Origin of the sequence: Fluviibacterium sp. S390 (genome assembly GCF_049800695.1) — a bacterium.
Classification (GTDB): domain Bacteria; phylum Pseudomonadota; class Alphaproteobacteria; order Rhodobacterales; family Rhodobacteraceae; genus Meridianimarinicoccus.
This window is the reverse complement of record NZ_JBNAFN010000028.1, coordinates 20,217-46,996: the sequence shown is the minus strand read 5'-3', so window position 1 is coordinate 46,996 and position 26,780 is coordinate 20,217. Positions and strand designations below refer to the sequence as shown.

Genomic DNA, 26,780 nt, shown 5'->3' with positions numbered 1-26,780 from the left:
GGAGTACCCAAGGAGTTATATCCTGGCGAGTGTCGGGTTGCCTTGACGCCGCAGTCTGCGGGTCAGTTGGGCAAGCTGGGCTATGCGTGTCTGGTTGAGTCCGGGGCCGGGGCTGCGGCGGGGATTTCGGATGCGGCCTATGCCGCGGCCGGGGTCGAGGTCGTGGCGGATGCGGCGGCGCTGTATGCGGGCGCCGACATCGTGGCCAAGGTGCGGCCTCCGGAAGAATCCGAGGTGGATCTGCTGCGCGAGGGGCAGATCCTGATCTCGTTCTTCTGGCCGGCGGCGAACGAGGCGCTGATGGCGCGCGCGAAGGATCGCGGCGCCACGGTGATCGCCATGGACATGGTGCCGCGGATCAGCCGGGCCCAGAAGATGGACGCGCTGAGCTCGATGGCCAATATCGCGGGCTACCGCGCGGTGATCGAGGCGGGCGCCAACTTCGGCCGCTTCTTCACCGGCCAGGTGACGGCGGCGGGCAAGGTGCCCCCCGCGAAGGTTCTGGTGGTGGGGGCCGGCGTGGCCGGGCTGGCGGCGATCGGGGCGTCGACCTCGCTGGGCGCGATCACCCTGGCCTTCGACGTGCGGCCCGAGGTGGCCGAGCAGATCGAATCGATGGGGGCGGAGTTCGTCTACCTCGAGTTCGACGAGGAACAGACCGACGGCGCGGCGACGGGCGGCTATGCGGCGCCCTCGAGCCCCGAGTTCCGCGAGGCGCAGCTGGCCAAGTTCCGCGAGCTGGCCCCGGAGGTGGACATCGTCATCACCACGGCGCTGATCCCGAACCGGCCGGCGCCGAAGCTGTGGACCGAGGACATGGTCGGGCTGATGAAGCCGGGCTCGGTGATCGTTGATCTGGCGGCCGAGCGTGGCGGCAACTGCGACCTGACGGTTCCGGACGAGAAGATCGTGACCGACAATGGCGTGACCGTGGTCGGCTACACCGATTTCCCCAGCCGGATGGCGGCGCAAAGCTCGACGCTTTATGCCACCAACATCCGCCACATGATGACCGATCTGACGCCCGGCAAGGACGGTCAGCCGGTGGTCAACATGGAAGATGACGTGATCCGCGGCGCCACGGTGACCCACGCGGGCGAGATCACCTTCCCGCCGCCGCCGCCGAAGATCGCGGCAATCGCGGCGCAGAAGCCCAAGGAAAAGCCCAAGGAACTGACGCCGGAAGAGAAGAAGGCCCGGGAAGTGGCCGCCTTCAAGGCCGCCACCAAACAGCAGGTGACCCTGCTGGGGGTGGGCGCGGCCTTGATGCTGATCGTGGGCGCCTTTGCCCCGGCCAGTTTCATGGCGCATTTCATCGTCTTCGTTCTGGCCTGTTTCGTGGGCTTCCAGGTGATCTGGAACGTCAGCCACAGCCTGCACACGCCCTTGATGGCGGTGACCAATGCAATCTCGGGCATCGTGATCCTGGGCGCCCTTCTGCAGGTCGGGTCCGGCAACTGGCTGGTGGTTCTGCTGGCGTCGATCTCGATCCTGATTGCCACGATCAACATCGTCGGCGGCTTCCTGGTGACACGCCGGATGCTGGCAATGTTCCAGAAATCCTGAGGAGTTCAGTGACATGAGTATCGGACTTGTTTCGGCGGCCTATATCGCTGCCGCCGTTCTGTTCATCCTGAGCCTCGGGGGGCTCTCGGGCCAGGAGAGCGCCAAGCGCGCGATCTGGTACGGGATCGTGGGCATGGCCTTTGCCGTGGTCGCGACGATCTTCGGGCCAGGCATGGGCAACTATTTCATCGTGATCCTGATGGTGGCGCTTGGCGCCATCGCCGGCACCATCGTGGCCAAGCGGGTCGAGATGACCGAGATGCCGCAACTGGTGGCGGCGCTGCACAGTTTCGTCGGTCTTGCGGCGGTCTTCATCGGGCTCAACGCCGACCTGGAACTGGGCGCGGTGACCGCGCTGAAGGAGGCCGGCGGCGACCTGAGCGCGCTGGCGGGCTTCGCGGCCACCCTGGCCAAGAAGACCAGCGTCGAGATCGGCATCCTGAAGACCGAGGTGTTCCTTGGCATCTTCATCGGGGCGGTGACCTTCACCGGGTCGGTCGTGGCCTTCGGCAAGCTGGCGGGCAAGGTCGACGGCAAGCCCAAACAGCTGCCCGGCGGGCATATGCTGAACGCGGCGTCGCTGGCGCTGTGCGTTCTGCTGGGGATCATGTATATCGCCGGCGCGGGCATCTGGACCATGGTGCTGGTGACGCTGATCGCGGGCTTCATCGGCTACCATCTGATCATGGGCATCGGCGGCGCCGACATGCCGGTGGTGGTGTCGATGCTGAACAGCTACTCGGGGTGGGCCGCGGCCGCCATCGGCTTCACGCTGGGCAACGATCTGCTGATCGTGACTGGCGCGCTGGTGGGCTCTTCGGGGGCGATCCTGAGCTACATCATGTGCAAGGCGATGAACCGGGCCTTCGTGTCGGTGATCCTGGGCGGCTTTGGCGGCACCTCGGGGCCGCAGATGGCGGTCGAGGGCGAGATGATCGCCACCGATGCCGACAGCGTCGCCGCGGCCCTGAACGATGCCGACGAGATCATCATCATCCCCGGCTACGGGATGGCGGTGGCCCAGGCCCAGCAATCGGTGAGCGAGCTGACCAAGCGCCTGCGCGCCAAGGGCAAGACTGTGCGGTTTGCGATCCATCCGGTTGCCGGACGCCTCCCTGGTCACATGAACGTTCTGCTGGCCGAAGCGCGGGTGCCCTACGACATCGTTATGGAAATGGACGAAATCAATGAAGATTTCCCCAAGACCGACGTGGCGATCGTGATCGGCTCGAACGACATCGTGAACCCGGCCGCACAAGACGACCCCAACAGCCCCATCGCCGGGATGCCGGTGCTGGAATGCTGGAAGGCGAAACAGGTGTTCGTGTCCAAACGCGGCCAGGGCACCGGCTATTCGGGCATCGAGAACCCGCTGTTCTTCAAGGACAACACGCGGATGTTCTACGGCGACGCCAAGAAAAGCCTCGACGACTTGCTTACCCGCATCGACTGACAACACACCCCAGGCCCCGGACAAAACCCGGGGCCTGATGGCAGAAACCCAACCCCCGAAGGGGGGGGCAGCAAAGCGCCCCGGCAACAGTCGGGGCGTTTCCTTGCCCGGCGTTAGGGTTCATTCCGCAAGGGGCGGACAATTGCTTGACGATCGCCTATATTGGGTCAAGAGCAGCGTATCGGGAGAACCCCGGACCATAGATTCTGGAGCAGAAACTCATGTCCCGCCCCATTTTGGCCCTGGCCGGCCTTGTCGTCCTTGCCGTCGGCACCTTCACCCTCGTCAGCGAGGATCGTGTCGGCAGCAGCGTGGCACCACTTGCCATGGAAACCGCCTCGACCGCCGGTCTTGTGCCGCAGGCCGCCCCCGCAACCCCAACCCGCGACGGGTATTCGACGGACCGGTTGTCGCAATCCTATGGCACCGTGTGTGAAACGCCCCGCGGCGAATGCACGGTCTCGCCGAAGCCGATCAATGGCTTTTGCACCTGCAATGGCGCGCCGGGCAAGATCATTCGCTAGACGTCAGTCGTCTTCCAGCACGCAGGCATCGACACGCGGATTGTGCGCGATCCGCACCGACTGCTTGTCGCGCCCCTCGCTGGTCCAGACTTCCAGAAGGCGTTTGACCCGTGCCGGATCGTCTCCGGTCGCCACGGGCAGCCCTTCGAAATGGGCCAGGATCCCGCGCATGTCGGGCATCACCTCGATCCGGTTGGCCTTGATCCCGTCCAGCGTGACCACAGTGGAGCGCCACAGCCGTTCGCCCGAGATGGCGATGGTCAGATCGCCGCTTTCCCGCACCCCGTAGCAGATCTGCAGCCGGGACGTCTTGATCCGCGGTCCGCTGACAAGGCTGGTCGAAAACACCACGCCGTCCAGGGCCGGGTAATCGGGCGGCAGCTTCAGGGTCACGGTGCGTTTTTCAAAGCTGGGCATCAGTGCCGAGATGCGTTCATCAAGGGTCGCGGTGTTGTACGCTTCGCGGTTCAGCGGCACCCGGTCGATGTCGAGGAATCCCTTCCAGATTTCCAGCTCGAGCTGGTCCAGATAGGCAGGCACAGACACCAGCACCAGTTGCGAGGCGATCATCGGCTTCTTGATGCCCTCCTTGACGATGGACCAGCCGAAGTCGAAGATCTTGGAAGCGTCATCCACATCGCCACGCCGTCCTTCGCCCGAAGCGAAATTGATCAGGCTGGGGCGGGCCTCGACGCTGCGCTCCTGCTCTTGCAGGCCGAAGGACAGGGCGGCACCCAGGTTGGGCAGGCCGCTCAATCCGCCGGTCAGTGCCTGCCGTTCGCCGGTTTCGCTGACCACGCCGCTGACATCGCCGCGCGGGAAGGCGGCATAGGTGTAGCTTTCGACCTGCGTCATGCGTTTGAGGAAGCTGAAGGCCCCCAGCCGAAAATACAGGGCCTCGCCGGAAAAGCAGCGGCTTTTCATCTCAGGGGGCGCGCTGCTGCCGATAAAGAACCACGGCTCGTTCTCGGCGATATTGAGAAAGCACAATTGGGACGGAGAGTCTTCGGTGTCGGCAACATTGGTCGCCATATCCGTCAGCGCGTTCAAGGTCGGTGTGTCCAGGGCTGCGCCCACCGCGTCGCGCGCCTCGCGGGATTCCTCGCGGAACTGCGCCCAGACAGATGATGTTCCCGACAGGCAGCGATCCGTCTGGCAATCCACAGGCCGCCAGCCCGATCCAAGGAAGATCTGCTCATCCTCGGGCGCCAGCGCCTGATCGACAAAGACAAGCGGCACTTCCAGCCCGTCCAGCGTCAGGTCCACCGACGCGCCGCAAATCTCGGGCCCGGTATCGGGGCGCGTAGTGACGCGCACTTCGAACATCCGTCCCCAGGGGTCGGGCAGTTGAAACCGGTTCGCAAATCCGATCCGGCTTTCCAGAAATTCAGCGACACTGGGATCCTTGCCCTCGGCAGTCTGCAGCAGGCAAAAGCCCGAGGCTTCATCCTCCATCAGGCCGAGATAGCTGTCGCCCAGGGTGATTTCGCGGCGCGGCATCCGCAGCACGAAGTAGAGCGAGTCATCGACCGCAGCGGTTTCGCCGAAGGCCTGCCGCAATCCCCACCTTCCCGCCGCCGACAGCGTGCCGTTCTGATTGCACAGCGGGCGGTTGAGTTCGATCGCGATCTCCTCGCGGGGGCGTTGGCACAGGACGGCCTCGTCGCCCTTGTGCTCGTTCAAACGCTGTTCGACGCTGTCGCGCCAGGCGTCGAAATGGGTGTCGAGACGATCAAGAATTTCCAGGTCGGCGCGATCCTGCTGGGCCAGTCGGGCCTCTTTCTCGGGATCGTAGACGCGTCCGAAATGCTGGGCCAGTTCCGCCGGCGACCGGGTGAGGAATTCCAGCGGGTTCGACGACATGCGCACGATCACCGTGGGGCTGAGCGTGGCCTTGGTGCCGGGCAGAACCGCGGTGTCGAACTTCAGCCCGAAGACGGTGTTGCCCGACAGGTCGTGCCGATCATCCAGCGAGTTTTCCAGGATCAACTGCCGGATCTTGTCGCGCGCCGCCGATTGCAGTTCAAACCTGGCGCGGAAGGGGATCTCTTCCGTTTCGGGGATGTTGATGGTGACCTGATTGGGCGTGGCGGCGGCGTCGGGTGCTGCCGCTTTCCCACCGGGTGCCGCACTGAGATTGATGTTTGCGTTGGTTTCCAGAATCCGGCTGACGCGCTGGTCGATGAAGCTGCTGCCATCGGCATCGATTTCATCCAGCTTGCCGCGCAACCAGGCGTCCTGCCGGTAGCGGTCGTTGACCAGCCGTTGCCGGGTATAGACCTCGGGGCTTTCCACGAAGATCAGCCCGGACTTGCCGCGCGCATCATTGATCGTGGAGCGGACACGCTCGATCCCGTCCACGAGGAAGGGAAACGCCAGGGTGAACATCCAGTAGAGCAGGAGGGTGTAGGCCAGTACCCCCGGCAGGATCAGAAGTTTACGCCACATGGCGCGAGGGTGACATGGTTAACGCCGCCCTGTCGAGCGATTTAACATTGCGTCAGGGTCTGGAAACCCACCGGGTCGGTCCGGGGCAAATGCCTGAAAAAACAGCGCGGATTCAGGGTACCCAAAAAACTGGGGACAGGACCGGTCTTCGCTTTGCCAAACAGCCTGAAGTTGTTTTCCCTCACTTGATAATAGAATGACAAACTTATTGGAGACAGGAATGAGGATTCTTCCTTTCGTTTTTTCCGCATGCCTTGCTTCACTGGCAGGCGGCGCACAGTCGGCATCCCTGACTTTGGTCAACGAGGCGACACTGGAGCCTCCAAGTCACGGCGATCGTTTGGGCTATACCATAGAAATGCTGGACGGTTTGGCGTTGATCGGGGCCAGTCGCCACAATCACGACAACGGTTCAGCCTTCCTGTACGATTACGCAGGCAGCCAACTGCAGTCCTTTCTTGTGCCGCTGGATCTTAACAATTTGCGTGCCGAGACCATCGCATTGGGCACAAGCCATGCCGCCTTGGCCAGCGTCAACTTCAAGAACGATGGACGGAACAAATCCGGAATCGCCTTTCTCTATAACTTCGATGGCAGCGTTGCCGCCACGGTCCATGCGCCGACCCTCAAGAAACTGCCGAACTTCGGTGAAACCATGGGGCTAGTCGGGGACAGCTGGTTCGTCGGGGCCCCCAACGACAAGGCGGCCACCACGGGCGGCGGAGCCGTCTATCTGTACGACACCGACGGAAATCTACTGAAGACGCTGTTCGAGCCGACTCCAACGGCATCAAACAGCTTTGGCGTGTACATGGATGTTGTCGGTGACAAGATCGTCATCGGATCCAACAGTGCGTCCTACGTCTACGATGCGGCAGGCAATCTTCTGGAAACGCGCGACATCTCCGGCGGCCGCCCATACCAAGAAGAAACAACAGTCTACTTCGAAGACAGTGTGTTGAAAGACGGTACACTGTATTCAACGGACGCCCCTACGTACGGGACACGGCCGGTCGTGATCGCCTCGCTGGCCAGGCTGGATGGCGACACACTCATTGCAAGTCACCCAGTAGGCTATGTTGATGGCCTTATGCCGCCGGCTGGGTCAGGTTCTACACGGTGGACGGGCTCGGCCCCGATGGCATGACGCCGGTCCCACTTCCTGCAAGCCTGCCCCTGTTGCTGGCGGGCCTGGTCGGACTGGGGGTTGCCGGACGGCGCGCCCGCGCTGATTGATCCGCTTGTCCCGACACGGCAAGGTCGCCCCCAGGGGGGGCGGCTTTTTCTTTGGCCGGATTCAGGCCCGCGCGCGTTCCGCCAGTACCGCCTTCAGATCGAAGGCCGCGCGCATCAGGCGGCGGGTATAGTCGGTCTGCGGGGCGTCAAAGATCTGCGCGGTCGGGCCGGCCTCGACCACATCACCGTCCTTCATCACCATCACCCGATCCGACAACGCCTGCACGACTGACAGATCATGGCTGATGAAGATGTAGCTCATGCCATAGCGCGCTTGCAGGTCGCGCAGCAGGGCGATGATCGACTTCTGGACCGAACGGTCCAGCGCCGAGGTCGGCTCGTCCAGCACGATCAGGGTCGGATGCAGCACCAGCGCGCGGGCGATGGCGATACGTTGGCGCTGGCCGCCCGAGAATTCATGCGGGAAACGGTTGCGCACCGACGGGTCCAGTTCGACCTCGGTCAGCGCCTGTTTGGCACGCGCATCCCGTTCCTTGGCCGAGATCGACGGGGCGTGCACCAGCAGCCCCTCGGTGATGATCTCGCCCACGGTCATGCGCGGGCTGAGCGAGCCATAGGGATCCTGAAACACCATCTGCAGGGTCTTGCGATAGGGGCGCATCTGCGCCCGGTCGAGACCGGAAATGTCATCGCCCATGAACACCACGCGGCCTTCGCCGGGCAGCAGTTGCAACAGGCAGCGGCCAAGGGTGGATTTGCCCGATCCGCTTTCCCCGACGATGCCCAGGGTTTCCCCCGTGCGCAGGCTGAGCGAGACGCCCTTGACGGCGGCGACGCCGGGGCTGGCCTTGCCCAGCCAATTGCGGTTGCCGCCAAAGGTGATGCCCACGTCTTCGGCCGACAGGATGGTTTCGGCACTGTCGTCCACCGGCGCCTTGCGGCCCTCGGGTTCGGCGGCCAGAAGCATCCGCGTGTAATCCTCGCGCGGGGCCGAGAAGATCTGAGCGGCTGGGCCGTGTTCCACCACCTGACCGGCCCGCATCACATAGACCCGGTCGGCAAACGCCTCGACAATGCCCAGATCATGGGTGATGAACAGGATCGCCATGCCCATCTTTTCCTGTAGCTCTGCCAAAAGGCCCAGGATTTCTGCCTGAATGGTCACATCCAGCGCGGTGGTCGGTTCGTCCGCGATCAGCAGGTCGGGGTTGTTGGCCAGCGCCATGGCGATCATCACCCGCTGCCGCTGGCCGCCGGACAATTCATGCGGATAGGCCTTCAGCCGTTCCTTCGCACGCGGGATCTGCACCAGTTCCAGCAACTCCAGTGCGCGGGCCGAGGCCGCCCGTCGCGACAGGCCGCCATGCACCGTCAACGGTTCGCTGATCTGACGCTCGATGGTATAGAGCGGATCGAGCGAGGTCATCGGCTCCTGAAAGATCATGGTGACATGCTTGCCCCGGATCTTGTTCAACTGCCGTTTGCTTTTGCCCAGCAGGTTTTCACCATGATAGCGCGCAGCCCCTGTCGCATGGCCGTTCGAGGCCAGAAGCCCCATGGCCGCCATCATCACCTGGCTTTTGCCCGAACCGCTTTCGCCCACCACCGCCACGGTTTCACCCGGGTCGATGGTCATGGACACGCCGCGCACGGCTTCGACCATTCCGTCCGGCGTATCAAAGCTGACGTGGATATCGTCGATTTCCAGAATTGGCTGTTGGGACACGCGGGCCTCCGCTTGAGTCAGTTTCCCTGATTTCTCTCTTCGAAACGCTGAAGCAGGCGGATGTTCAGGTCAAGCACGACATCAAGGAAACCCGTGACCGCAGGCCAAACGCGTCTTCCGCGGAACGTCGAATCGGTGTCCTTCAGGTTGAGGAATTCTCCTCAGGCAAAAAACCAGTATTGAAAATATGCATATTTTATGGTTAACGTGACGGCAATTTTTTTGCTTGGAGGCGTAAATTCATGAAACATTTGCTTGTTTGCACGACTTTTGTGGCAATCTTGGCAAGTCCCTTGTCTGCCGCAACCTACAGTCCCGGTGTCTTGCAGTTCAGTACATCCGGCGCACAAAGCGCGTGGGGCACTGGCCCTGCGCAACAGTTGAGCGGAAAGCAGGTCTTCAGTCATTCGTTTGACGAAACCGCAACCCTGGGCTTCATGACCCCGCCAACCGATATTCCCAACCCGTTGTATGTTACAGAAAAGGCGGCTTACGACACGGCCTATGGCGTCTATCTGGGTCTGCTGTGGACCCACAACAACGTTACGCTGCCGGCCTATGACGCTGCAAAAGTCGCTTACGATACCTGCCGCGATACCTTGGGTCCTTTATGCCAACTTGGTTCGCCATCGGAGCCGCCCGCCCCAACGGCGCCTACACCGCCCACGTCATCTCCAACCATAACCGTCGGCAAGACCGGAACGACCGGAACCGTGGATGTGGACGGCAAGGTCGGGGTTGAATTCAGCTATGCGGCCACGGCCGGATCTGTGACTCCCAATGTCGATTTCACCGCCAGTGCCGTTATTCCCGATCAGGTGACGGCCGGCACCTTCTTTCAGCTTGGCAGTTCGACCTCGGCCCTTGTGGGGGGCGAGATCAATGCGGTGTCCCCCGGCATCTCGGCCGCGATCAACGGCATTCTGGATGTCAAGGTGGATGCCAGCGGCGAAGCCTGCCTGACCGGAAACTGCACGTCCGGCAGCACAACGCTGGTCGATGTGGATGAAACCATCGAACTTCTGTCGGTCGACAACACCGAGGTGAAATTCATCGACGGGGTCCTCAGCCGTATCGATCCGACCGGCACCCTGAAACTTGCGTTTCCAGTGGCCAGTGCCAACACCCAGTTGTTCAAGGGCATTCCGGTGACGCCGCAAAGCTCTCCGGCCATCGTTACGGTCAATGGCATTCAGATTGCCCCGGTAATAGGGTCGCCGCAAACGCCGGCGCCACCGCTGATCGAACTGGCCAATGGCGTGGTGGGGTTTCCCAATCTGGATTTCACAGGGTCCCTGGCCAACAACAAGATCTCGGCCAGTGGAACGGGAACCCTGCTGGACATCAACCTCGATCTTGACGGGATCACCAATCTGATCAATCCGACCGTGCCGCCCGGGGGGGCGTCCGTGACCTTCGGACCTGCGGCCCTGAACGCTGCGGCGACGCTGGAGGCCTTTGACGTCAACGCTGGGCCGACGATCGACCTGGTACAGGATTTTGACCTGATGGCCGGACTGGACGTGACCCTGCAATTCGACAAGTCGGTTCTTGCCCAGGATGTGCAGACCATTCCGTACATATGTGGGTTCACCGGACCGATCACCAGCCCAAAACCCAAATACTGCACAACGACCATCCCGATAGTGAAAGCGATCAGCAGCTGGACCGGGTCCTGGAACAACCTTCCGAGTATCGCGCTCTTTTCGGACGTCACGGTCACACCGACGTTCTCGATCACCGCGCAACTGATGAGCAAACTGGCCCTGCAGTTCGGGATCGAGCTTGAGGCCCTGATCGGGTTGGGGGGCATCAATGTGGGTCCGCTGGCGGCAAGCTTCGGGCCACTTCTGGACTTCAACTTCCCGATCCAGCCCGACTGGGCGCGCGTGGATCTGTTCAACCAGATCTTCTCGCTGGGTGGCTTCAACTCCATCGTGGGAGCGCCGTTCTCCATCGCGGCCAGCTTCCCCGGCACCGCACCTCCGGGTACGCCGCCCACGGCGCCCGTGCCGCTGCCCCCGGCGGCCTTGTTGCTGTTGGGCGGGCTGGGAGCCTTGCGCCTGCTCAGGCGCCGCAAGGCCTGACAATGTGACAAGGCCCGCCAAGCATCAGCTTGGCGGGCCTTTTCCTGCGCGGCGCCCCTGACCGGCGCGGCAGAGTTCACACGGGGTCAGCGATCCTTGGGATCCAGCGCATCGCGCAACCCGTCCCCCAGGAAGTTCAGGGCAAACAGCAGCACGGTCAGGGTCAGCGACGGCCACAGCAGCATGTAGGGCGCACCGCGCATGTCCTTGGCGCCCTCCGAGATCAGCACGCCCAGCGAGGTCAGCGGCTCTTGCACCCCCAGCCCCAGGAACGACAGGAAGCTTTCCAGCAGGATCACCTTGGGCACCAGAAGCGTCATGTAGATGATCACCGGACCCAGCGTGTTGGGAATGATGTGCCGACGCAGGATGCCGGCAGACCCGACGCCCAGGGCATCCGCCGCCTGCACGAATTCGCGTTGTCGCAGCGAGATGGTCTGCCCGCGCACGATCCGCGCCATGTCCAGCCATTCCACCAGGCCCACGGCAATGAACATCAGGATCACGTTGCGCCCGAAGAACACCACCAGCAGGATCACGAAGAAGATGAAGGGCAGGGAATACAGGATATCCACCACCCGCATCATCATCGCATCAATCCGCCCGCCCAGATAGCCCGCCGCCGCACCGTAGGCAACACCGACCAGCAGCGACACCCCGGTGGCCAGCGCCCCGATGAACATGGAAATCCGCACCGAGATCAGAACCCGCGACAGCAGATCCCGGCCATTGGCATCGGTGCCGAAGAAGAAGTGATAGCGCGCCACATCCGCCTCGATCACCGCCGAGGTGCCGTCGGGCGACATCTCGACCACCCGCGCGTTGGAAAACAGGTTGGAGCGATCCACATAGCGCGTCACGCGCGGATCGATCTCACGGCGCGACGTGGCGGTGACACGCAGCGTGTTGCCCTCGACCGAAATCTCCTCCGGCGCCAGGCGGGCGCGGGTCAGAACCTTTTCGGCCGCCGGGATCACGGTATCGACGCGCGGATAGGCCTTCAGGCTGGCCGGTACCTTGACGAATTCCGGGTAGACCTTGGAATAGTCATGCGGCGCCACCATCGGCCCAAAGATCCCGGCCAGCAGCAGAAAGACCAGTATCCAGATCGAAGCCATGGCGGCATGGTTCTTGCGCAGCCGCAGCCAGGCCGTCGCCCAAAGCGAGCGGCTGGGGGCGGAGATATCCATGGTGGTGTCAGCCATGCGGGCCTCCAGTCATGCCGTGGCCGGTGCGGCGGTGTCGGGATTGAGTATTTTTGCCAAGAAGAAACACCGGACAATGTACCCAGACATGCTTTCTTCTTGGCTGAAATACTCCCGCCGGAGGCGGCGAAGGGCGGGCCACAGGCGTGCGATCAATCATAACGGACTCGCGGGTCAAGAGCGGCATAGAGAATGTCCACGATCAGGTTGAAGAGCACCACGAAGACCGCCACGATGATGACCGTGCCCATCACCAGCGTGTAATCACGGTTCAGCGCGCCGGTAACGAAATACCGGCCGATTCCTGGCAGACCAAATATCTGTTCGATCACGATGGAGCCGGTCAGCAGGGCCGCCGCCGCCGGACCCAGATAGCTGACCGCGGGCAGGCAGGCGGCGCGCAGGGCGTGGGTGATGACAATCATCCTTGTGGGCAGGCCATAGGCGCGCGCGGTGCGCACGTGGTCCGATCGCAAGGCCTCGATCATCGCGCCGCGGATCAGGCGTGCGACCACCGCCACTTGTGGCAGTGCCAGGGCGATCACGGGCAGGACGAGGTTCGGGGCCGCTCCGTTGTTCCAGCCGCCCGCCGGCAGCCAGCTGAGCCAGACACCGAAGATCAGCGCCAGCAGGGGGGCCAGCACGAAGTTGGGCACCGTGATGCCGAAGGTGGCGGTGGCGATCACCGCATAGTCGATCCAGGTGTTCTGGCGCAGCGCCGCAATGCAGCCCAGAACGCCGCCCATGACCAGGGCCAGCAGCAGCGCCAGCGCCCCCAGTTTCATGGACACCGGCAGACCGGCGGCCAGAAGCTCGGCGACGGTGAAGTCGCGATAGATGAACGACGGCCCCATGTCCCCGCGCATCAGGTTGCCAAGATAGTAGAAGAACTGTTCATAAAGCGGCTTGTCGAGGTGAAAGACCCGGTTGAGGTTTTCCATCACCGTCGGCTCCAGCGTGCGCTCCCGGTCGAAGGGGCCGCCCGGCGCCACGCGCATCAGGAAGAAAGACCCGGTGATGATCAGCAGCAGGGTCGGGATCGCCCCCAGCAGCCGGCGCAGGACATATCTGAACATGAAATCGCTTCCCGTCGGACCCCGGCCGGAACATCTCCGGCCGGGAGGGTTTCAGGGATTACTCGGAAATCGAGATGAAGCGCGAGCCGTGCACGTCCTGGATGTTCGGCTCCCAGCCTTGCAGCTTGTCGGAGACCAGGTTCATCGAGGAGTAGTAGAGCAGCGGCATCTGCGGCAGGTCGCGCAGGAACAGTTCCTCGGCTTCGGCCAGGATCGCGGCGCGTTCAGCCAGATCGACGGTGCCCGCAGCCTTGTCCAGCAGCGCGTCGTAGTCCGGGTTGTTGTAGTTGCCGTAGTTGAAGCCGGGGTTGTCGGCACGGTTCAGGAACAGGAAGTTCTGCGGATCGGAATAGTCGCCGATCCAGCCCGCGCGGGCGACGTCATGGCTTTTCTCGTCGCGCAGCATGGCGTAGTGGGCCGAGATGTCGCGCACGTTATAGGCCACGGAGACCCCCAGCGGTTCCCACATGGAGGCGATGGCGGTCGCCGTGTTCTTGTGGTTTTCCGAGGCGTTGTAGCTGATCTCGATCTCGATGGGATTGTCGGGGCCATAGCCCGCTTCGGCCAGCAGCGCGATGGCGGCGTCTTCGCGATCCAGCATCGGCAGATCGGCGTAATCCAGCATCGGCGGCTCGTCGACGTAGTTCGAGATGCCCGGCGGCACCAGGCTGTAGGCCGGCAGCATCGCGCCGCCCCAGATTTCCTCGGCCAGGAACTCGCGGTCGATGACCATGCTCAGGGCCTGGCGCACGCGTACATCGCTGATCGGATCGCGGGCGGTGTTCAGACCGTAGTAATAGGTGCCCAGATAAGGCGTCACCACCACCTGGTCGCCCAGTCGCGAGGTCAGGTCGGGCAGTTGCTCGGTGGCAATGTCATCGCAGGATTGCACTTCGGCGGCTTCGAAGCGGCGCGCACAGTTGGCGCGATCTTCGAACGGCAGATAGTGCACCGCTTCCAGCGCCACGTTGGCGGCATCGTGGAAGTTGGGGTTCTTGGTCAGGACAATCTTGTCGTTCGGGGTGAAGCTTTCCAGCGTGAAGGCGCCGTTGGACACCATGATGCCGGGCTGCACGAAGTCCTTGCCATGCGCCTCGACCGTGCCGGGATGCAGCGGCAGGCCGGTCTGGTGAGTCAGCAGTTCCAGAAAATAGGGCGTCGCCTGCGCCAGGGTGATTTCCAGCGTGTGATCGTCCAGCGCCTTGACGCCCAACTCACCGCCTTCGCCCTTGTTGATCGCCTCGGCCCCGGCGATCGGATAGAGGATGTTGGCGTATTTCGCGCCGGTGGCGGGATCCATGATGCGGTTCAGCGAGAACACGAAATCGCCCGCGGTCACCGGATCGCCGTTCGACCATTTCGCATCGTTGCGCAGCTTGAAGGTATAGACGGTGCCGTCCTCATTGACCTCCCAGCTTTCGGCAACGCCGGGCACGACCTTGGCCTTGTTGTCGTAGATCACCAGCCCCTCGTAGAGATCGCGCATGATATGCGCCTCGACGGTGGTCGAAGTCTTGTGCTGATCCAGTGTCTCGGGATCGCCGCTGTTGCCGCGCATGTAGGTGGCGGCCTGGGCAGCACCAAGGCTTGTGGCCAGCAATGTGGTGGCCAGAAGGCCCGCACGGAGGCTGTGGAGAGTCATGGGATCTTTCCTTCCTGTTGCGTGTCGTTGACTCGCGGTCTGTGCCGCTGTGCCGCAATTGAGTGAGATTTCGGTGGCGCGGTCAATGATAGTGTGGGCCTACCTTAGCGTCACCCGCTCTCATCGGGCAAATATTCGCGGAACGGGTCGGGTGCGGCGCTTGCCAACGCCCTGACGGGGGGGCTAGGTCGAAAGCCAATGCTGAAAGAGGTGTCCCATGTCCTGGGTTGAAAAGTTTCCCGGCCTCTCGCGGCTGGATCCCGATCTTCGCCGCCGGCTGGATCGCGACGGCAAGGTTCTGAAGGTGCCCGAGGGGAAGGTCATCTTTGGCCCCGGCAGCACCGCTGACAACCTGCTGCTGCTGATCTCGGGGACGGTGCGGGTGCAGCACCTGTCCGACAGCGGCCGCCAGATCGTCCTGTATCGCATCAACGCCGGCGAGAGTTGTGTCATGACCACCGCCTGCCTGATGGCCCATGATGCCTATTCCGCCGAGGGCATCACCGAATCCGAGATCGAGGCCGTGGCCATCCCGCGCGCCACGTTCGACGATCTGGTGGCGCGCTCGCCCGATTTCCGCAGCTTCGTGTTCGAAGCCTATTCCCGGCGCATCGCTGACCTGTTCCTTGTGATCGAGGAAGTGGCCTTCCAGCGGATCGACATCCGGCTGGCGCAGAAACTGCTGGATCTGGCGGGGCAGGGTGACCTTGTGCGCGCCACCCATCAGCAACTGGCCGGCGAATTGGGGACCGCGCGCGAAGTGGTCTCGCGGCAGTTGCAGGAGTTTCGCCGCCGCGACTGGATCACCCTGTCACGGGGCGAGATTGCCTTGTCCAACGTGGCTGCCATCCGGGCACTGGCAGAGGCCTGAAACCCGGCACCCCCGATTGTCTGCAAATATTCGCAGACTTTGGTGACAAGGTCACAGACCGCGCCGCCCCCGTGCCGTATCTTCAGGCCAAATCGCACTCTGGAGAGACTGTCATGACTGCCAATGTTGGAAAAATCGACCGAATCCTGCGCGCCGTGATTGGCGTGATCCTGCTGTTCGTGGCCCTGTCCGGCACCGTTTCGGGCGGCCTGTTCTGGCTGGTCCTTGTGGTGGGGGCCGTGATGCTGGCCACCTCGGCCATGAAATTCTGCCCCGCCTATCGACTGCTGGGCAAGAATACCTGCAATATGTGACCATCCTGTCTGCATCCGGCGCAATGTCGCAGGGCTTTCGCGGCGGCTGCAAACACATATATAAAACTGTATACGAATGCCGTGGTGCTTGCGCGGTCCGGTTCCCCCCTGATCCGGCCGCGCAAGCACCCGCAGTCAGGAGGACACATGGCAAACTATCCCGTAGATTCATCCGTCTCGCCGCAGGTGAAAGGCTTTTTCGACGAAGCCACCAACACCATCACCTATGTCGTGAAGGACCCCGGTTCGAACAGCTGTGCCATTGTCGATTCCGTGATGGACATCGACTATGCCGCCGGGCGGATTACCTATGACAACGCCGATGCGGTCATTGCCTATGTGCAGGACAACGGGCTGAAACTGGAATGGTTGCTGGAAACCCATGTGCACGCCGACCATCTGTCGGCGGCGCCTTACATCCAGGAAAAGCTGGGCGGCAAGATCGGCATCGGCGAGAAGATCACCGTGGTGCAGGACACCTTCGGCAAGGTCTTCAACGAAGGCACCGAGTTCCAGCGCGACGGCTCGCAGTTCGATGCGCTGTTCACCGATGGCGACACCTACAAGATCGGTGGCATGACCGGCTTTACCATGCACACCCCGGGCCACACGCCCGCCTGCATGGTGCATGTGATCGGTGATGCGGCCTTTGTCGGCGATACGCTGTTCATGCCCGATGGCGGTTCGGCACGGGCGGACTTCCCCGGCGGCGACGCGGGCGAGTTGTACGACTCGATCCAGAAGGTGCTGGCGCTGCCCGATGAAACCCGGCTGTTCATGTGCCACGACTACGGCCCCAACGGTCGCGATATCCAGTGGGAAACCACGGTGGCCGAGGAGAAGGCGCACAACATCCACGTCGGTGGCGGTAAGTCCAAGGACGAGTTCGTCAAGTTCCGCACCGAGCGTGACGCGCAACTGGCCATGCCGAAACTCATCATCCCGTCGTTGCAGGTCAACATGCGGGCCGGTGAGATCCCCGAGGACAAGGACGGCCGTCCGATGCTGAAAGTGCCGGTCAACGGCCTCTGATCCGGCCTTCGCGGAGCCTCGCCTCCGACCCTCTGGCCCGGCGCGCAGCGACCGGGCCACCCCCCCTACAGGAGACGCCTTTCCATGGATCCCAAATCCATCTCGCCCGAGCTGTCCGTCAGCCCGCAGATCACCGCTGCCGACGTTCCGGCGCTTGCCGAACAGGGCTTCCGGTCGATCATCTGCAACCGCCCCGACGGCGAGGGCATGGATCAGCCGACCTTCGAAGAAATCGAAGCCGCCGCGAAAGCGGCCGGGATCGAGGCGCGCTACCTGCCCATCGAACAGGGCAAGGTGACGGATGAGGACGCGGCCGAATTCGGCAAGCTGCTGACCTGGCTGCCGGGGCCGACGCTGGCCTATTGCCGCTCGGGCACGCGGTCGGCGACCCTGTGGTCGCTCAGCGTCGCCAAGACCAAGCCGACCTCGGACATTCTGGCCGCGACCAAGGCCGCGGGCTATGACATGGGCGGGGTGGTGCGGCGCATCGTCAACGGCGGCACGACCCCGCTGGATCAGGGTGACGCCAGCTTTGACATCGTCATCATCGGCGGCGGGGCCGCGGGCATCTCGGTGGCGGCCAGCCTTCAGGCGCGCCAGACCAATGCCGAGATCGCCATCATCGATCCCGCCGACATTCACTATTACCAGCCCGGCTGGACCATGGTCGGCGGCGGCATCTTCGATGCCAAGACCACGGCGCGCACCATGGGGTCGCTGATCCCCAAGGGCGTGCACTGGATCAAGGCCGCCGTGGCCGCCTTCGAGCCGCAGCACAATGCCGTCATCCTCGATGGCTGCCGGGTGGTGAAATATGGCCGTCTCGTGGTCTGCCCCGGCATCAAGCTGGATTGGCACAAGATCGAGGGGCTGGTGGATACGCTGGGCAAGAACGGCGTCACGTCGAACTATCGCTATGACCTTGCGCCCTACACCTGGAAACTGGTGCAGGAGTTGAAATCGGGCCGGGCGCTGTTTACCCAGCCGCCGATGCCGATCAAATGTGCAGGCGCGCCGCAAAAGGCCATGTATCTGTCGGCTGACCATTGGTTCAGATCCGGTGTGCTGAAGGACATCGAGATCGGGTTCCACAACGCCGGTGGCGTGCTGTTCGGGGTCAAGGACTATGTTCCGGCGCTGATGGAGTATGTCGAGAAATACGATGCCCGGTTGAACTTCTTCAACAATCTGGTGGCGGTCGATGGCCACGCGAAGAAAGCCTGGTTCGATGTGGCCCAACCCGACACTCCGGTGGAACGGGTCGAAGTGGACTTCGACATGCTGCATGTCTGCCCGCCGCAGACCGCGCCCGATTTCATCCGGGTCTCGCCGCTGGCCGATGCCGCCGGTTGGGTCGATGTGGATCAGGCGACCCTGCGCCACAAGACCTTTGAAAACATCTGGTCGATGGGCGACGTGATGAACGCCCCCAACGCCAAGACCGCCGCCGCCGCGCGCAAGCAGGCCCCCGTGGTCGCCGAGAATATCGTGGCCGATATCCTGGGCAAAAGCCCGGTGGCGCAATACGACGGCTATGGCTCTTGCCCGCTGACGGTCGAGCGAGGCAAGATCGTGCTGGCCGAATTCGGCTATGGCGGCACCCTGAAACCCAGCTTTCCCAAATGGCTGGTGGATGGCACCAAGCCGACCCGTACCGCCTGGCTGTTGAAAGAGCAGATCCTGCCGCCAGTCTACTGGCTGGCGATGCTGCGCGGCAAGGAATGGATGGCCAAGCCCGAGGCCGTCACCGTCCGCTGACCGGCACACTTTCGTCCTCCGGCGGAGACCCCGAAAGGGGCCTCCGCACCCCTTTTCCGTAAGTGGTAACCTCCCATGTCCCAGCGCCCTTCGCTCCTGTCTCGTCTTGGTGGCGCCATGCCGATCCTGGATTGGGGCCGCAGCTATACCCGTGACACGCTGACCAGCGACATGGTGGCGGCGGTGATCGTCACGATCATGCTGATCCCGCAGTCGCTGGCCTATGCGCTGCTGGCGGGGTTGCCGCCCGAGATGGGGCTCTATGCGTCGATCCTGCCGCTGATCGCCTATGCCATCTTCGGCACCTCGCGGGCGCTGTCGGTGGGGCCGGTGGCGGTGGCCTCGTTGATGACGGCGGCGGCGGTGGGCAACCTGGCGCTGCAGGGGACGGCGGAATACATCGCGGCGGCCATCGTGCTGGCCTTCCTGTCGGGGCTGATCCTGCTGGCCATGGGCGTGCTGCGGCTGGGGTTTCTGGCCAACTTCCTCAGCCACCCGGTGATTGCCGGCTTCATCACCGCCAGCGGCATCCTGATCGCGGCCAGCCAGATGAAACACATCCTTGGGGTGCAGGCCTCGGGTCACAATCTGGTCGAGATCCTGCACGCGCTGGTCATCCAGATCCCCAATGCCAGCCTCTGGACCCTGCTGATCGGCGGCAGTTCCATGGCCTTCCTGTTCTGGGTGCGCAAGGGGCTGAAGCCGGCGCTGCTGTCGCTGGGCCTACCGCCGCGTCTGGCTGAAATCCTTGCCAAGGCCGGGCCGGTCGCAGCTGTTGCGGTGACGACGCTGGTCGTGGCGCTGTTCGGTCTGAACGAGGCCGGCGTGGCCATCGTCGGCGAGGTGCCCAGCGGCCTGCCGCCGCTGACGGTGCCGCAATTCGATGCCGACGTCTGGAGCAGCCTGTTCGTCTCGGCCCTGCTGATCTCGGTCATCGGCTTCGTCGAATCCGTCTCGGTGGCGCAGACACTGGCGGCCAAGCGCCGTCAGCGCATCGTGCCGGATCAGGAATTGATCGGGTTGGGCGCATCGAACGTCGCCTCGGCCATCTCGGGCGGCTATCCGGTGACCGGCGGGTTTTCCCGGTCGGTGGTGAACTTCGACGCCGGAGCGGAAACCCCGGCGGCGGGGGCCTACACGGCCATTGGTATCGCGGTGGCGGCGCTGTTCCTGACGCCGCTGATCTTCTTTCTGCCCAAGGCGACGCTGGCCGCGACCATCGTGGTGGCGGTATTGTCGCTGGTGGATCTGTCGATCCTGAAACGCACATGGATCTATTCGCGGGCCGACTTCACCGCCGTGGCGGCGACCATCGTGCTGACGCTGGGTTTCGGGGTCGAGATCGGGGTGCTGGCCGGGGTGATCCTGTCCATCGCGCTGCATCTCTACAAGACATCGCGCCCGCATATCGCCGAGGTCGGACTGGTGCCCGGCACCGAGCATTTCCGCAACATCCTGCGCCACAAGGTTCTGACCGATCCGCGTGTGTTGACCATCCGCATCGACGAGAGCCTCTATTTCGCCAACGCGCGCTATCTTGAGGACTATGTGCTGGATCGCGTGGTCGGCGACAGCGCGCTGCGCCATGTCATCATCATGTGCTCGGCGGTGAACGAGATCGACATGAGTGCGCTGGAAAGCCTTGAAGCGATCAACCATCGGCTCGACAGCATGGGCATTCGCCTGCACCTGTCCGAGGTCAAGGGCCCGGTCATGGATCGCCTGCAACGCAGCGACTTCCTTGAGGAACTGACCGGCAAGGTCTTCCTGTCGCAACACGGCGCGGTGGAGGAGGTGGTCGCCCTGTGCGACACACCGCCAGAGGATCCGAAGGCCACCGCGGCCCAATAGACGGGGGCCGCGGACTTTCTCAGATCAGGGGGGCGGTCGCGTTAGGCCGCCGACCCGATGGCCAAGAGATTGCACAACTCGGTATTGTCTTCGGTCAGTTCGGCCAATGTGACCTTGTCGAGCGTCGCATAAAAGGCATTCAACGCCCGGCAGAAGGCCCCGCGCAAGCGGCAGCAACCGGCCAGCGGGCAGTTGTTGTCGGCCCCGGCGAAGCATTCGGCGAAGGGCACGTCGCTTTCCAGAAGTCGGCAGATTTCGCCCACCGTGATGCTTTCGGGCGAACGCGCAAGTTGCACGCCGCCGTTGCGGCCACGGGTGGTGGCGATAAACCCGGCTTGCCCGAGAAGATTGATGACCAGGCCCAGATGGTTGAGCGAGGCATTGCAAGCCTCGGCAATCTCGGCTTTCCGGACGATCCTTCCCGGATTGACGGCGCAGAACATCAAGGCCCGCATCGCAAGGTTGGTGCGTGTAGTCAGGCGCATCGCTGGATCTCCCTCAGGAAGTTTATCCCAAGAGACTACATCTTCCGACGGCGCAAACTTTGACATTGGTCAATTGACGCGTTGATAATGTGCCTTTTGCCCCGAACCGGCTGGCGCACCGGGTCAGCGCAGGATCGGCGGTGCTGTGGGGTCAGAACCCGGCGCCGGACGCCTGGACGGGTCCTGCGGGTCGGGCTGGGGCAGATCGAAGCGCAACCCGGTGCGGGCCAATCGGGCGGCAATCGCATCGCTGGCGGCGAAAAACGCAACGTCCAGCGCACCGGCTTCCAGCCCGGAAAAGGCCAGGGCCTCGTTCACCGCGCGGGCCAGCGCGGTTTCGGCGCCTTCGGTGGTGTCGACGAAGGCCAGCAGATGACTGCGCCGACCGCTTTCGTAGGTCACCGCACAGAGATAGGCGAGCCGCGCCCGCCCGGTCATCAGCGCAAGCTTGCCGTCCAGCGCGGTCAGCAGGCTTTCGGGCAACCCCTTGGGGGGCGCCAGTTCGCGCGGGCGGTCTTCGGCCTCTTCGGGGGCATGCGCCAGCGTCTCGGCCAGCCAATCCACCGCCTCGGGCGGCAACAGGGTTTCCGACGGCGCAGTGCCCAGGTTCAGCCCCAGCCCGACGCCCTGTTGTGCGATCATGGCGATCAGGGTGCGGCCCGACAGGGCGAGGTAGGGCATGGTGCCTTCGGCAAACCCGGCAAGCCGTTCTTCAAGATCGAAGGCCAGCAGGAACTTGCCATCGTCGGTTTCGAAGATTTGCGGATCGACGGTCTCGTCACGGGCTTCCCGTTCCAGCAGCAAGAACAGCTCGGCATCGGCCAGACGTTCGAAGAAGCGCAGCCGCAGGGCGTCGTCGTCGGGGGCAGCCGCCATGGCGGCATGGGCATGGTCGAGCGGCGTGAGCGGGGTCATGGCATCTCCAGTATGGCGCGGACGCGCTGGCGCAGGTCGGGCAACAGGTCGGTTTCGAACCACGGGTGGCGTTTCAGCCATGCGGTATTGCGCCACGACGGATGAGGCAAGGGCAGGGCCTGCGGCAGGAAGCTGCGCCAGTCCTGTACCGTGGCCGTGACCCCGCCCTTGGCTGCCGCGCCCAGATGCCATTTCTGCGCGTAGCCGCCCACCACCAACAGCAGCCGCCGATGCGGCAGCTGCGGCATCACGCGGGCGTGCCAGGTGCGGGCGCACAGCGGCGGCGGCGGCAGGTCTGCACCCTTGGCATTGTAGCCGGGAAAGCAGAAGGCCATGGGCAGGATTGCCACCCGGTAGCGATCATAGAAGTCTGTGCGCGACAGCCCCATCCAGTCGCGCAGCCGGTCGCCAGAGCGATCGTCGAAGGGCACGCCGCTGTCGTGCACCTGCGCGCCGGGCGCCTGTCCGGCCACCACGATCCGGGCCGAGCGCCGCAGCCAGACCACGGGGCGGGGCGCATGCGCCGTGGCGGTGGCGGCAAACCGGTCAGCGCACAGGCGGCAGTCCCGGATCTCGTCACACAGCGCGGTGAAGTCTTTCTGGCTCATGCATCGATGTTAGGCAGGATGAAGGGCGCGACAACGACTCATTGCATTGTTTCGACATTTCGATAAATATAGAAATATGGAACCAATATCTGAACTCGACCTCATCAAGGCCGCCTCGGCCTTTGCCGCCCTCGGATCCGAGCAGCGCCTTGCAGTGCTTGCCACGCTGGTTCGGGCCGGACCCGAAGGGCTGGTGATCGGCGAGCTGGGGCAACGCTGCGGCGTGCGCGGCTCGACCCTGACGCATCACCTGAAGATCCTCGCGCAGGCGGGGCTCATCTCCCAGACCAAGATTGGCCGTGCCACGGTGTGCGCCGCGGCCGCCTATGACGAGGTCAAGAACCTCTCGACCTTTTTGCTGACCAATTGCTGCGCCGATGCCAAGGCGCCTCACAAGGATCATGATCATGACCGATCTCTCAACCGCGCCTAGACCGCTGCCCGCCCTGTGGCGGCGTCTGGACAAGGTGCTTCTGGCCTTTGCGGTCGTGTTCGCGGCAGTGGCGGTGCTGGACGCCGCCGCCCTGGGCGGGATCGCGGCATCCACCGTATCCTCGCTGGCGCATACCGCACCCTATATCGCTTTTGCGGTGCTGGCCGTGGCTTATCTGAAAGCCACTGGGGCCGAGCATCTGGTGGCCGCCGCCTTCCACGGGCGCGAATTGCGGATGATCTTTCTGGCCGCGCTGATGGGCGGGCTGTCGCCGTTCTGTTCGTGCGAGATCATTCCCTTCATCGCCGGGCTTCTGGCGCTTGGGGCCCCGCTGTCGGCGGTCATGGCGCTTTGGCTGGCCTCTCCGCTGATGGATCCAGCGATGTTTGCCATCACCGCAGGTGCGATCGGGCTGGACTTCGCAATTGCAAAGACCGTGGTCGCGGTGTCGCTGGGGATCCTTGGCGGGCTGACGGTGATGGTCTTTGCCAGGTCGCCGGTCTTTGTCGATCCGCTGCGGACCCGTCCGGCGCGGACCGGCTGTTGCTCCAGCCACGCGCCCGTGGATGACAAGCCGGTCTGGAAATTCTGGGGCGATCCGGCCCGCCGCGCGACCTTTGGCACCACCGTGCGTGACAATTCCATTTTCCTGCTGAAGTGGCTGGCGCTGGCCTATCTGCTGGAATCCCTGATGCTGCGCTATGTGCCCGCCGATCTGATTGCGCAGGTGCTGGGCGGGCAGGGCGCTGGCCCGATCCTTCTGGGCGCGCTGGTGGGGGCTCCGGCCTATCTGAACGGCTATGCCGCCGTGCCACTGGTGGGCGGTCTGCTGGAACAGGGCATGAGCCCCGGTGCCGCCATGTCCTTTGTGGTTGCGGGCGGGGTCAGTTGCATCCCGGCGGCGGTGGCGGTCTGGGCGCTGGTCAAGCCGCGGGTCTTTGCCGCCTATGCCGTGCTGGGGCTGTCCGGCGCTGTCGCGGCGGGCTTTGCCTGGGCGGCCATCGCCTGACCTGCTGAGCCATCCTTCTGTTGCCAAGGGCGAGCCATCGGTTAGGCTCGCCCTAGTCACATGTACGTAACGGGGGGCACATGTACCGGGTCTGGAATTTCGTCACCAACTACTCCCTGCTGCTGATTGCCGGTGCCGTGCTGGCGCTGGTCTGGGCCAATCTCAACCCCCACAGCTATCATGATTTTGTCGAGTTCGTTCTGGTGGACGACTTCTTCATCGGCCACGCCCATCTGGACGAACATGGCCATGTGCATCGCACCCTGACCCTGCATTACCTTGTGAACGACGTGCTGATGGCCTTCTTCTTTGCCATCGCGGCCAAGGAAGTCTGGGAAGCGATCATCCTTGAAAACGGCTCGTTGCGCGGCAAGAAGGCGGCCACCCCGCTGTTTGCCACCGCCGGGGGCATGGTCGGGCCGGTCGCCGTCTATCTGGGGCTGGCAGCCTTTCTGGGCAGCGATGTCTACGACGCGGTGTCGCGCGGCTGGGCAATCCCCACGGCCACCGATATCGCCTTTTCCTACCTGGTGGGGCGCATCGTCTTTGGCGCGGGCCACCCCGCGGTGCGGTTCCTGCTGCTGCTGGCGATTGCCGACGATGCGGCGGGGCTGATCATTCTGGCGATCTTTTATCCCAGTGGCGAACTGGCACCTGAATGGCTGCTGCTGTCGCTGGGCGCGTCACTGGGCGTGTTCCTGCTGTTCAACTACCTGCCGCGCCGTCTGGACCGTGGTGACCAGTTGCGCCGCAATTCGACCTGGGTGCGCAAGACGCTGGGCTTCTGGCCCTATGCGGTGGCCGGTGCGCTCAGCTGGTACGGCTTTCAGGAAAGCGGCCTGCACCCGGCCTTGGGCTTGCTGCCGGTCGTACCCGCGATTCCCCATGCGGATCGCGCCTTCGGCATCTTCTCGGCCGCCGAGGCGCATCTGCACGACTTGCTGAACAAGATCGAACACGGGCTGAAGTACCCCGTCGAAATGGTGCTGTTCTTCTTCGGCCTGATGAACGCGGGCGTCGAGTTTTCCTCCATCGGCGCGCCCACGATCCTGGTGCTGGCCGGGTTGCTGGTGGGCAAACCCATCGGCATCCTGGCCTTTGGCTGGTTTGCCGCCGGACCCTTGCGGCTGGGTCTGGCCGAGGGAATGCGGACCATCGACCTGTTCGTGATCGGTTGCGTGGCCGCCATCGGCTTTACCGTTTCGCTGTTCATCGCCACCGTGGCCTTCGATGGCGGTGCCGTGCAGGAGGCCGCGAAGATGGGCGCGCTGTTCAGTTTCGCCGCCGCCATCATCTCGATCGTGGCGGGCAAGCTGACCGGCGTGCAGAAGCGCGAGTTGCCGGGCTGACCCGCCGCCCAGCCCCGTCCCCTGCCCACTGGTATCTCGGGCAGGGGGTGTTATCTGAAAGCCAACCGACATGCGCAGGCAGGAGAGCCTTACGATGAAAACCGTCACCATCCGCGATCTGACCATCGGCAATGACAGCCCGCTGACCGTCATCGCCGGGCCTTGCCAGCTGGAAAGCTATGACCACGCGGCGATGATTGCCGAGGCGATGAAGAAGGCCTGCGCCGCCGCCGGCGCCGGCTATGTCTTCAAGGCGTCCTATGACAAGGCCAACCGGACCTCGGTCTCGGGCAAGCGCGGGCTGGGGATGGACGCCGGCCTGGAGGTTCTGGCGAAAATCCGGCGCGAATTCGATGTGCCGACCCTGACCGACATCCATTCCGAAGCCCAATGCGCCCCGGTGGCCGAGGCCGTGGACATCCTGCAGATCCCCGCCTTCCTGTGTCGCCAGACCGACCTGCTGGTGGCGGCGGGCAACACCGGCGCGGTCATCAACATCAAGAAAGGCCAGTTCCTGGCACCCTGGGATATGGTGAATGTCGTCAAGAAAGTGGAAAGCACCGGCAACGACCGCATTCTGCTGACCGAGCGCGGCACCAGCTTCGGCTACAACACCCTCGTGGCCGATATGCGCGGGCTGCCAACCATGGCCAAGACCGGCTATCCGGTGGTGATGGACGCCACCCATTCAGTGCAGCAACCGGGCGGGCAGGGCGGTTCCTCGGGCGGTCAGCGGGAGTTTGCGCCGGTCATGGCCCGCTGTGCCGTGTCGCTGGGAATCGGGGCCGTTTTCATCGAAACCCACGAGGCCCCGGACACCGCCCCGTCGGATGGACCGAACATGATCCCGCTGGACCAGATGCCGGCGCTGGTGGCGTCGTTGATGCAGTTCGACGCGCTGGCCAAGGCCGATCCGCTGCGCGTCTGAGGTGCGCACGGACCGGGTCGCGCCGGTCTCGCGAACCTGTCGCGAGGGCAGGCAAAAAAATGCCTTCGGGCGGTGCAAAAAACTTCGATAAACGTCTTGCGCTGCCCGAACCAAAACCGTAGATACGCCCCCACGTTGGGGTGTAGCCAAGTGGTAAGGCAGCAGTTTTTGGTACTGTGTATCGTAGGTTCGAATCCTACCACCCCAGCCACTTTCCTTCTAAAGGTTTAGATCTGTACGACTGTGCGAAGGACGCGCGCGTGATCGTGAGTCCTGGGCCCGCGCTGGATGGTGTCGATGCGA

General features: G+C 63.6%; 23 protein-coding genes and 1 tRNA gene. 16 read left to right on the top strand and 8 right to left on the bottom strand.

Annotation, left to right across the window (positions count from 1 at the left end):
• The 3 genes from ACP15K_RS18015 to ACP15K_RS18005 form a co-directional block, all read left to right on the top strand.
• The coding region (locus tag ACP15K_RS18015) for a Re/Si-specific NAD(P)(+) transhydrogenase subunit alpha (protein ID WP_193143541.1) at nucleotides 1-1,566 on the top strand (1,566 nt) is incomplete at its 5' end.
• Between the two features lie 13 nt (nucleotides 1,567-1,579).
• A complete protein-coding gene (locus tag ACP15K_RS18010) occupies nucleotides 1,580-3,019 on the top strand; it encodes an NAD(P)(+) transhydrogenase (Re/Si-specific) subunit beta (protein ID WP_424990090.1) in 1,440 nt (479 codons plus the stop codon).
• A 221-nt stretch (nucleotides 3,020-3,240) separates the two neighbouring features.
• The gene (locus ACP15K_RS18005) at nucleotides 3,241-3,543 is read left to right on the top strand and encodes a hypothetical protein (protein WP_193142320.1); all 303 of its coding nucleotides are present in this window, start codon (nucleotides 3,241-3,243) and stop codon (nucleotides 3,541-3,543) included.
• Nucleotides 3,544-3,546: 3 nt separating this feature from the next.
• On the opposite strand, the gene ACP15K_RS18000 is transcribed toward ACP15K_RS18005, so the two are convergent.
• Nucleotides 3,547-5,991 carry a hypothetical protein gene (locus ACP15K_RS18000; protein WP_193142319.1) on the bottom strand — a complete coding sequence of 815 codons (2,445 nt, stop codon included), beginning with the start codon at nucleotides 5,989-5,991 and terminating at the stop codon, nucleotides 3,547-3,549.
• 220 nt (nucleotides 5,992-6,211) lie between these two features.
• Between ACP15K_RS18000 and ACP15K_RS17995 the strand changes: the two genes are divergently transcribed.
• Both ACP15K_RS17995 and ACP15K_RS17990 read left to right on the top strand, forming a co-directional pair.
• Entirely contained in the window at nucleotides 6,212-7,138 is a 927-nt protein-coding gene (locus ACP15K_RS17995; RefSeq protein ID WP_193142318.1) for a hypothetical protein, read from the top strand.
• The gene (locus ACP15K_RS17990) at nucleotides 7,135-7,227 is read left to right on the top strand and encodes a VPLPA-CTERM sorting domain-containing protein (protein ID WP_193142317.1); all 93 of its coding nucleotides are present in this window, start codon (nucleotides 7,135-7,137) and stop codon (nucleotides 7,225-7,227) included. The genes ACP15K_RS17995 and ACP15K_RS17990 overlap by 4 nt, the downstream gene beginning before the upstream one ends.
• Before the next feature lie 61 nt (nucleotides 7,228-7,288).
• On the opposite strand, the gene ACP15K_RS17985 is transcribed toward ACP15K_RS17990, so the two are convergent.
• Nucleotides 7,289-8,914 carry an ABC transporter ATP-binding protein gene (locus tag ACP15K_RS17985; RefSeq protein ID WP_193142316.1) on the bottom strand — a complete coding sequence of 542 codons (1,626 nt, stop codon included), beginning with the start codon at nucleotides 8,912-8,914 and terminating at the stop codon, nucleotides 7,289-7,291.
• Between the two features lie 437 nt (nucleotides 8,915-9,351).
• Between ACP15K_RS17985 and ACP15K_RS17980 the strand changes: the two genes are divergently transcribed.
• Nucleotides 9,352-11,001 carry a hypothetical protein gene (locus tag ACP15K_RS17980; RefSeq protein WP_424991180.1) on the top strand — a complete coding sequence of 550 codons (1,650 nt, stop codon included), beginning with the start codon at nucleotides 9,352-9,354 and terminating at the stop codon, nucleotides 10,999-11,001.
• A gap of 86 nt (nucleotides 11,002-11,087) precedes the next feature.
• On the opposite strand, the gene ACP15K_RS17975 is transcribed toward ACP15K_RS17980, so the two are convergent.
• The 3 genes from ACP15K_RS17975 to ACP15K_RS17965 form a co-directional block, all read right to left on the bottom strand.
• The gene (locus ACP15K_RS17975; RefSeq protein ID WP_424991179.1) at nucleotides 11,088-12,206 is read right to left on the bottom strand and encodes an ABC transporter permease; all 1,119 of its coding nucleotides are present in this window, start codon (nucleotides 12,204-12,206) and stop codon (nucleotides 11,088-11,090) included.
• A 152-nt stretch (nucleotides 12,207-12,358) separates the two neighbouring features.
• Complete coding sequence (gene oppB / locus ACP15K_RS17970) at nucleotides 12,359-13,282, bottom strand: oligopeptide ABC transporter permease OppB (RefSeq protein WP_193142313.1); 924 nt, start codon at nucleotides 13,280-13,282, stop codon at nucleotides 12,359-12,361.
• Between the two features lie 58 nt (nucleotides 13,283-13,340).
• Entirely contained in the window at nucleotides 13,341-14,924 is a 1,584-nt protein-coding gene (locus ACP15K_RS17965; RefSeq protein WP_193142312.1) for a peptide ABC transporter substrate-binding protein, read from the bottom strand.
• A gap of 217 nt (nucleotides 14,925-15,141) precedes the next feature.
• Between ACP15K_RS17965 and ACP15K_RS17960 the strand changes: the two genes are divergently transcribed.
• The 5 genes from ACP15K_RS17960 to ACP15K_RS17940 all read left to right on the top strand — a co-directional run bounded on the left by ACP15K_RS17960 (nucleotide 15,142) and on the right by ACP15K_RS17940 (nucleotide 20,750).
• Nucleotides 15,142-15,795, top strand: coding sequence for a Crp/Fnr family transcriptional regulator (locus tag ACP15K_RS17960; RefSeq protein ID WP_193142311.1), 654 nt, complete (start codon nucleotides 15,142-15,144; stop codon nucleotides 15,793-15,795).
• Between the two features lie 113 nt (nucleotides 15,796-15,908).
• The gene (locus tag ACP15K_RS17955) at nucleotides 15,909-16,109 is read left to right on the top strand and encodes a YgaP family membrane protein (RefSeq protein WP_193142310.1); all 201 of its coding nucleotides are present in this window, start codon (nucleotides 15,909-15,911) and stop codon (nucleotides 16,107-16,109) included.
• Between the two features lie 147 nt (nucleotides 16,110-16,256).
• Nucleotides 16,257-17,141: an MBL fold metallo-hydrolase gene (locus ACP15K_RS17950; protein WP_193142309.1), complete on the top strand. Its 885-nt coding sequence runs from the start codon at nucleotides 16,257-16,259 to the stop codon at nucleotides 17,139-17,141.
• An 84-nt stretch (nucleotides 17,142-17,225) separates the two neighbouring features.
• Nucleotides 17,226-18,899: a TIGR01244 family sulfur transferase gene (locus tag ACP15K_RS17945; RefSeq protein ID WP_424991178.1), complete on the top strand. Its 1,674-nt coding sequence runs from the start codon at nucleotides 17,226-17,228 to the stop codon at nucleotides 18,897-18,899.
• A gap of 117 nt (nucleotides 18,900-19,016) precedes the next feature.
• Complete coding sequence (locus ACP15K_RS17940) at nucleotides 19,017-20,750, top strand: SulP family inorganic anion transporter (RefSeq protein WP_424991177.1); 1,734 nt, start codon at nucleotides 19,017-19,019, stop codon at nucleotides 20,748-20,750.
• A 41-nt stretch (nucleotides 20,751-20,791) separates the two neighbouring features.
• On the opposite strand, the gene ACP15K_RS17935 is transcribed toward ACP15K_RS17940, so the two are convergent.
• The 3 genes from ACP15K_RS17935 to ACP15K_RS17925 form a co-directional block, all read right to left on the bottom strand.
• Nucleotides 20,792-21,235 carry an RrF2 family transcriptional regulator gene (locus ACP15K_RS17935; protein WP_193142306.1) on the bottom strand — a complete coding sequence of 148 codons (444 nt, stop codon included), beginning with the start codon at nucleotides 21,233-21,235 and terminating at the stop codon, nucleotides 20,792-20,794.
• Between the two features lie 123 nt (nucleotides 21,236-21,358).
• The gene (locus tag ACP15K_RS17930; RefSeq protein ID WP_193142305.1) at nucleotides 21,359-22,150 is read right to left on the bottom strand and encodes an SseB family protein; all 792 of its coding nucleotides are present in this window, start codon (nucleotides 22,148-22,150) and stop codon (nucleotides 21,359-21,361) included.
• Nucleotides 22,147-22,758 carry a uracil-DNA glycosylase family protein gene (locus ACP15K_RS17925; RefSeq protein WP_424991176.1) on the bottom strand — a complete coding sequence of 204 codons (612 nt, stop codon included), beginning with the start codon at nucleotides 22,756-22,758 and terminating at the stop codon, nucleotides 22,147-22,149. The genes ACP15K_RS17930 and ACP15K_RS17925 overlap by 4 nt, the downstream gene beginning before the upstream one ends.
• A gap of 76 nt (nucleotides 22,759-22,834) precedes the next feature.
• On the opposite strand from ACP15K_RS17925, the gene ACP15K_RS17920 reads away from it, so the two are divergent.
• From ACP15K_RS17920 to ACP15K_RS17900, 5 genes are all read left to right on the top strand, one after another.
• Nucleotides 22,835-23,191, top strand: a complete 357-nt coding sequence (locus tag ACP15K_RS17920; protein ID WP_193142303.1) for an ArsR/SmtB family transcription factor — start codon at nucleotides 22,835-22,837, stop codon at nucleotides 23,189-23,191.
• Nucleotides 23,166-24,200: a permease gene (locus ACP15K_RS17915; protein WP_193142302.1), complete on the top strand. Its 1,035-nt coding sequence runs from the start codon at nucleotides 23,166-23,168 to the stop codon at nucleotides 24,198-24,200. The genes ACP15K_RS17920 and ACP15K_RS17915 overlap by 26 nt, the downstream gene beginning before the upstream one ends.
• An 80-nt stretch (nucleotides 24,201-24,280) precedes the next feature.
• Entirely contained in the window at nucleotides 24,281-25,549 is a 1,269-nt protein-coding gene (locus tag ACP15K_RS17910) for a Na+/H+ antiporter NhaA (protein WP_193142301.1), read from the top strand.
• A 94-nt stretch (nucleotides 25,550-25,643) separates the two neighbouring features.
• A complete protein-coding gene (kdsA, locus tag ACP15K_RS17905) occupies nucleotides 25,644-26,477 on the top strand; it encodes a 3-deoxy-8-phosphooctulonate synthase (RefSeq protein WP_424991175.1) in 834 nt (277 codons plus the stop codon).
• A 136-nt stretch (nucleotides 26,478-26,613) separates the two neighbouring features.
• Nucleotides 26,614-26,688 (top strand) — tRNA-Gln (locus tag ACP15K_RS17900).
• Nucleotides 26,689-26,780 lie beyond the last annotated feature (92 nt).

Excerpts from the sequence above, each read along its gene's own strand:
- ACP15K_RS18010 (WP_424990090.1), top strand. The coding sequence starts at position 1,580 with ATGAGTATCGGACTTGTTTCGGCGGCCTATATCGCTGCCGCCGTTCTG.
- ACP15K_RS18005 (WP_193142320.1), top strand. The coding sequence starts at position 3,241 with ATGTCCCGCCCCATTTTGGCCCTGGCCGGCCTTGTCGTCCTTGCCGTC.
- ACP15K_RS18000 (WP_193142319.1), bottom strand. The coding sequence starts at position 5,991 with ATGTGGCGTAAACTTCTGATCCTGCCGGGGGTACTGGCCTACACCCTC.
- ACP15K_RS17995 (WP_193142318.1), top strand. The coding sequence starts at position 6,212 with ATGAGGATTCTTCCTTTCGTTTTTTCCGCATGCCTTGCTTCACTGGCA.
- ACP15K_RS17990 (WP_193142317.1), top strand. The coding sequence starts at position 7,135 with ATGACGCCGGTCCCACTTCCTGCAAGCCTGCCCCTGTTGCTGGCGGGC.
- ACP15K_RS17980 (WP_424991180.1), top strand. The coding sequence starts at position 9,352 with ATGACCCCGCCAACCGATATTCCCAACCCGTTGTATGTTACAGAAAAG.
- ACP15K_RS17975 (WP_424991179.1), bottom strand. The coding sequence starts at position 12,206 with ATGGCTGACACCACCATGGATATCTCCGCCCCCAGCCGCTCGCTTTGG.
- oppB (WP_193142313.1), bottom strand. The coding sequence starts at position 13,282 with ATGTTCAGATATGTCCTGCGCCGGCTGCTGGGGGCGATCCCGACCCTG.
- ACP15K_RS17965 (WP_193142312.1), bottom strand. The coding sequence starts at position 14,924 with ATGACTCTCCACAGCCTCCGTGCGGGCCTTCTGGCCACCACATTGCTG.
- ACP15K_RS17960 (WP_193142311.1), top strand. The coding sequence starts at position 15,142 with ATGTCCTGGGTTGAAAAGTTTCCCGGCCTCTCGCGGCTGGATCCCGAT.
- ACP15K_RS17955 (WP_193142310.1), top strand. The coding sequence starts at position 15,909 with ATGACTGCCAATGTTGGAAAAATCGACCGAATCCTGCGCGCCGTGATT.
- ACP15K_RS17950 (WP_193142309.1), top strand. The coding sequence starts at position 16,257 with ATGGCAAACTATCCCGTAGATTCATCCGTCTCGCCGCAGGTGAAAGGC.
- ACP15K_RS17945 (WP_424991178.1), top strand. The coding sequence starts at position 17,226 with ATGGATCCCAAATCCATCTCGCCCGAGCTGTCCGTCAGCCCGCAGATC.
- ACP15K_RS17940 (WP_424991177.1), top strand. The coding sequence starts at position 19,017 with ATGCCGATCCTGGATTGGGGCCGCAGCTATACCCGTGACACGCTGACC.
- ACP15K_RS17935 (WP_193142306.1), bottom strand. The coding sequence starts at position 21,235 with ATGCGCCTGACTACACGCACCAACCTTGCGATGCGGGCCTTGATGTTC.
- ACP15K_RS17930 (WP_193142305.1), bottom strand. The coding sequence starts at position 22,150 with ATGACCCCGCTCACGCCGCTCGACCATGCCCATGCCGCCATGGCGGCT.
- ACP15K_RS17925 (WP_424991176.1), bottom strand. The coding sequence starts at position 22,758 with ATGAGCCAGAAAGACTTCACCGCGCTGTGTGACGAGATCCGGGACTGC.
- ACP15K_RS17920 (WP_193142303.1), top strand. The coding sequence starts at position 22,835 with ATGGAACCAATATCTGAACTCGACCTCATCAAGGCCGCCTCGGCCTTT.
- ACP15K_RS17915 (WP_193142302.1), top strand. The coding sequence starts at position 23,166 with ATGACCGATCTCTCAACCGCGCCTAGACCGCTGCCCGCCCTGTGGCGG.
- ACP15K_RS17910 (WP_193142301.1), top strand. The coding sequence starts at position 24,281 with ATGTACCGGGTCTGGAATTTCGTCACCAACTACTCCCTGCTGCTGATT.
- kdsA (WP_424991175.1), top strand. The coding sequence starts at position 25,644 with ATGAAAACCGTCACCATCCGCGATCTGACCATCGGCAATGACAGCCCG.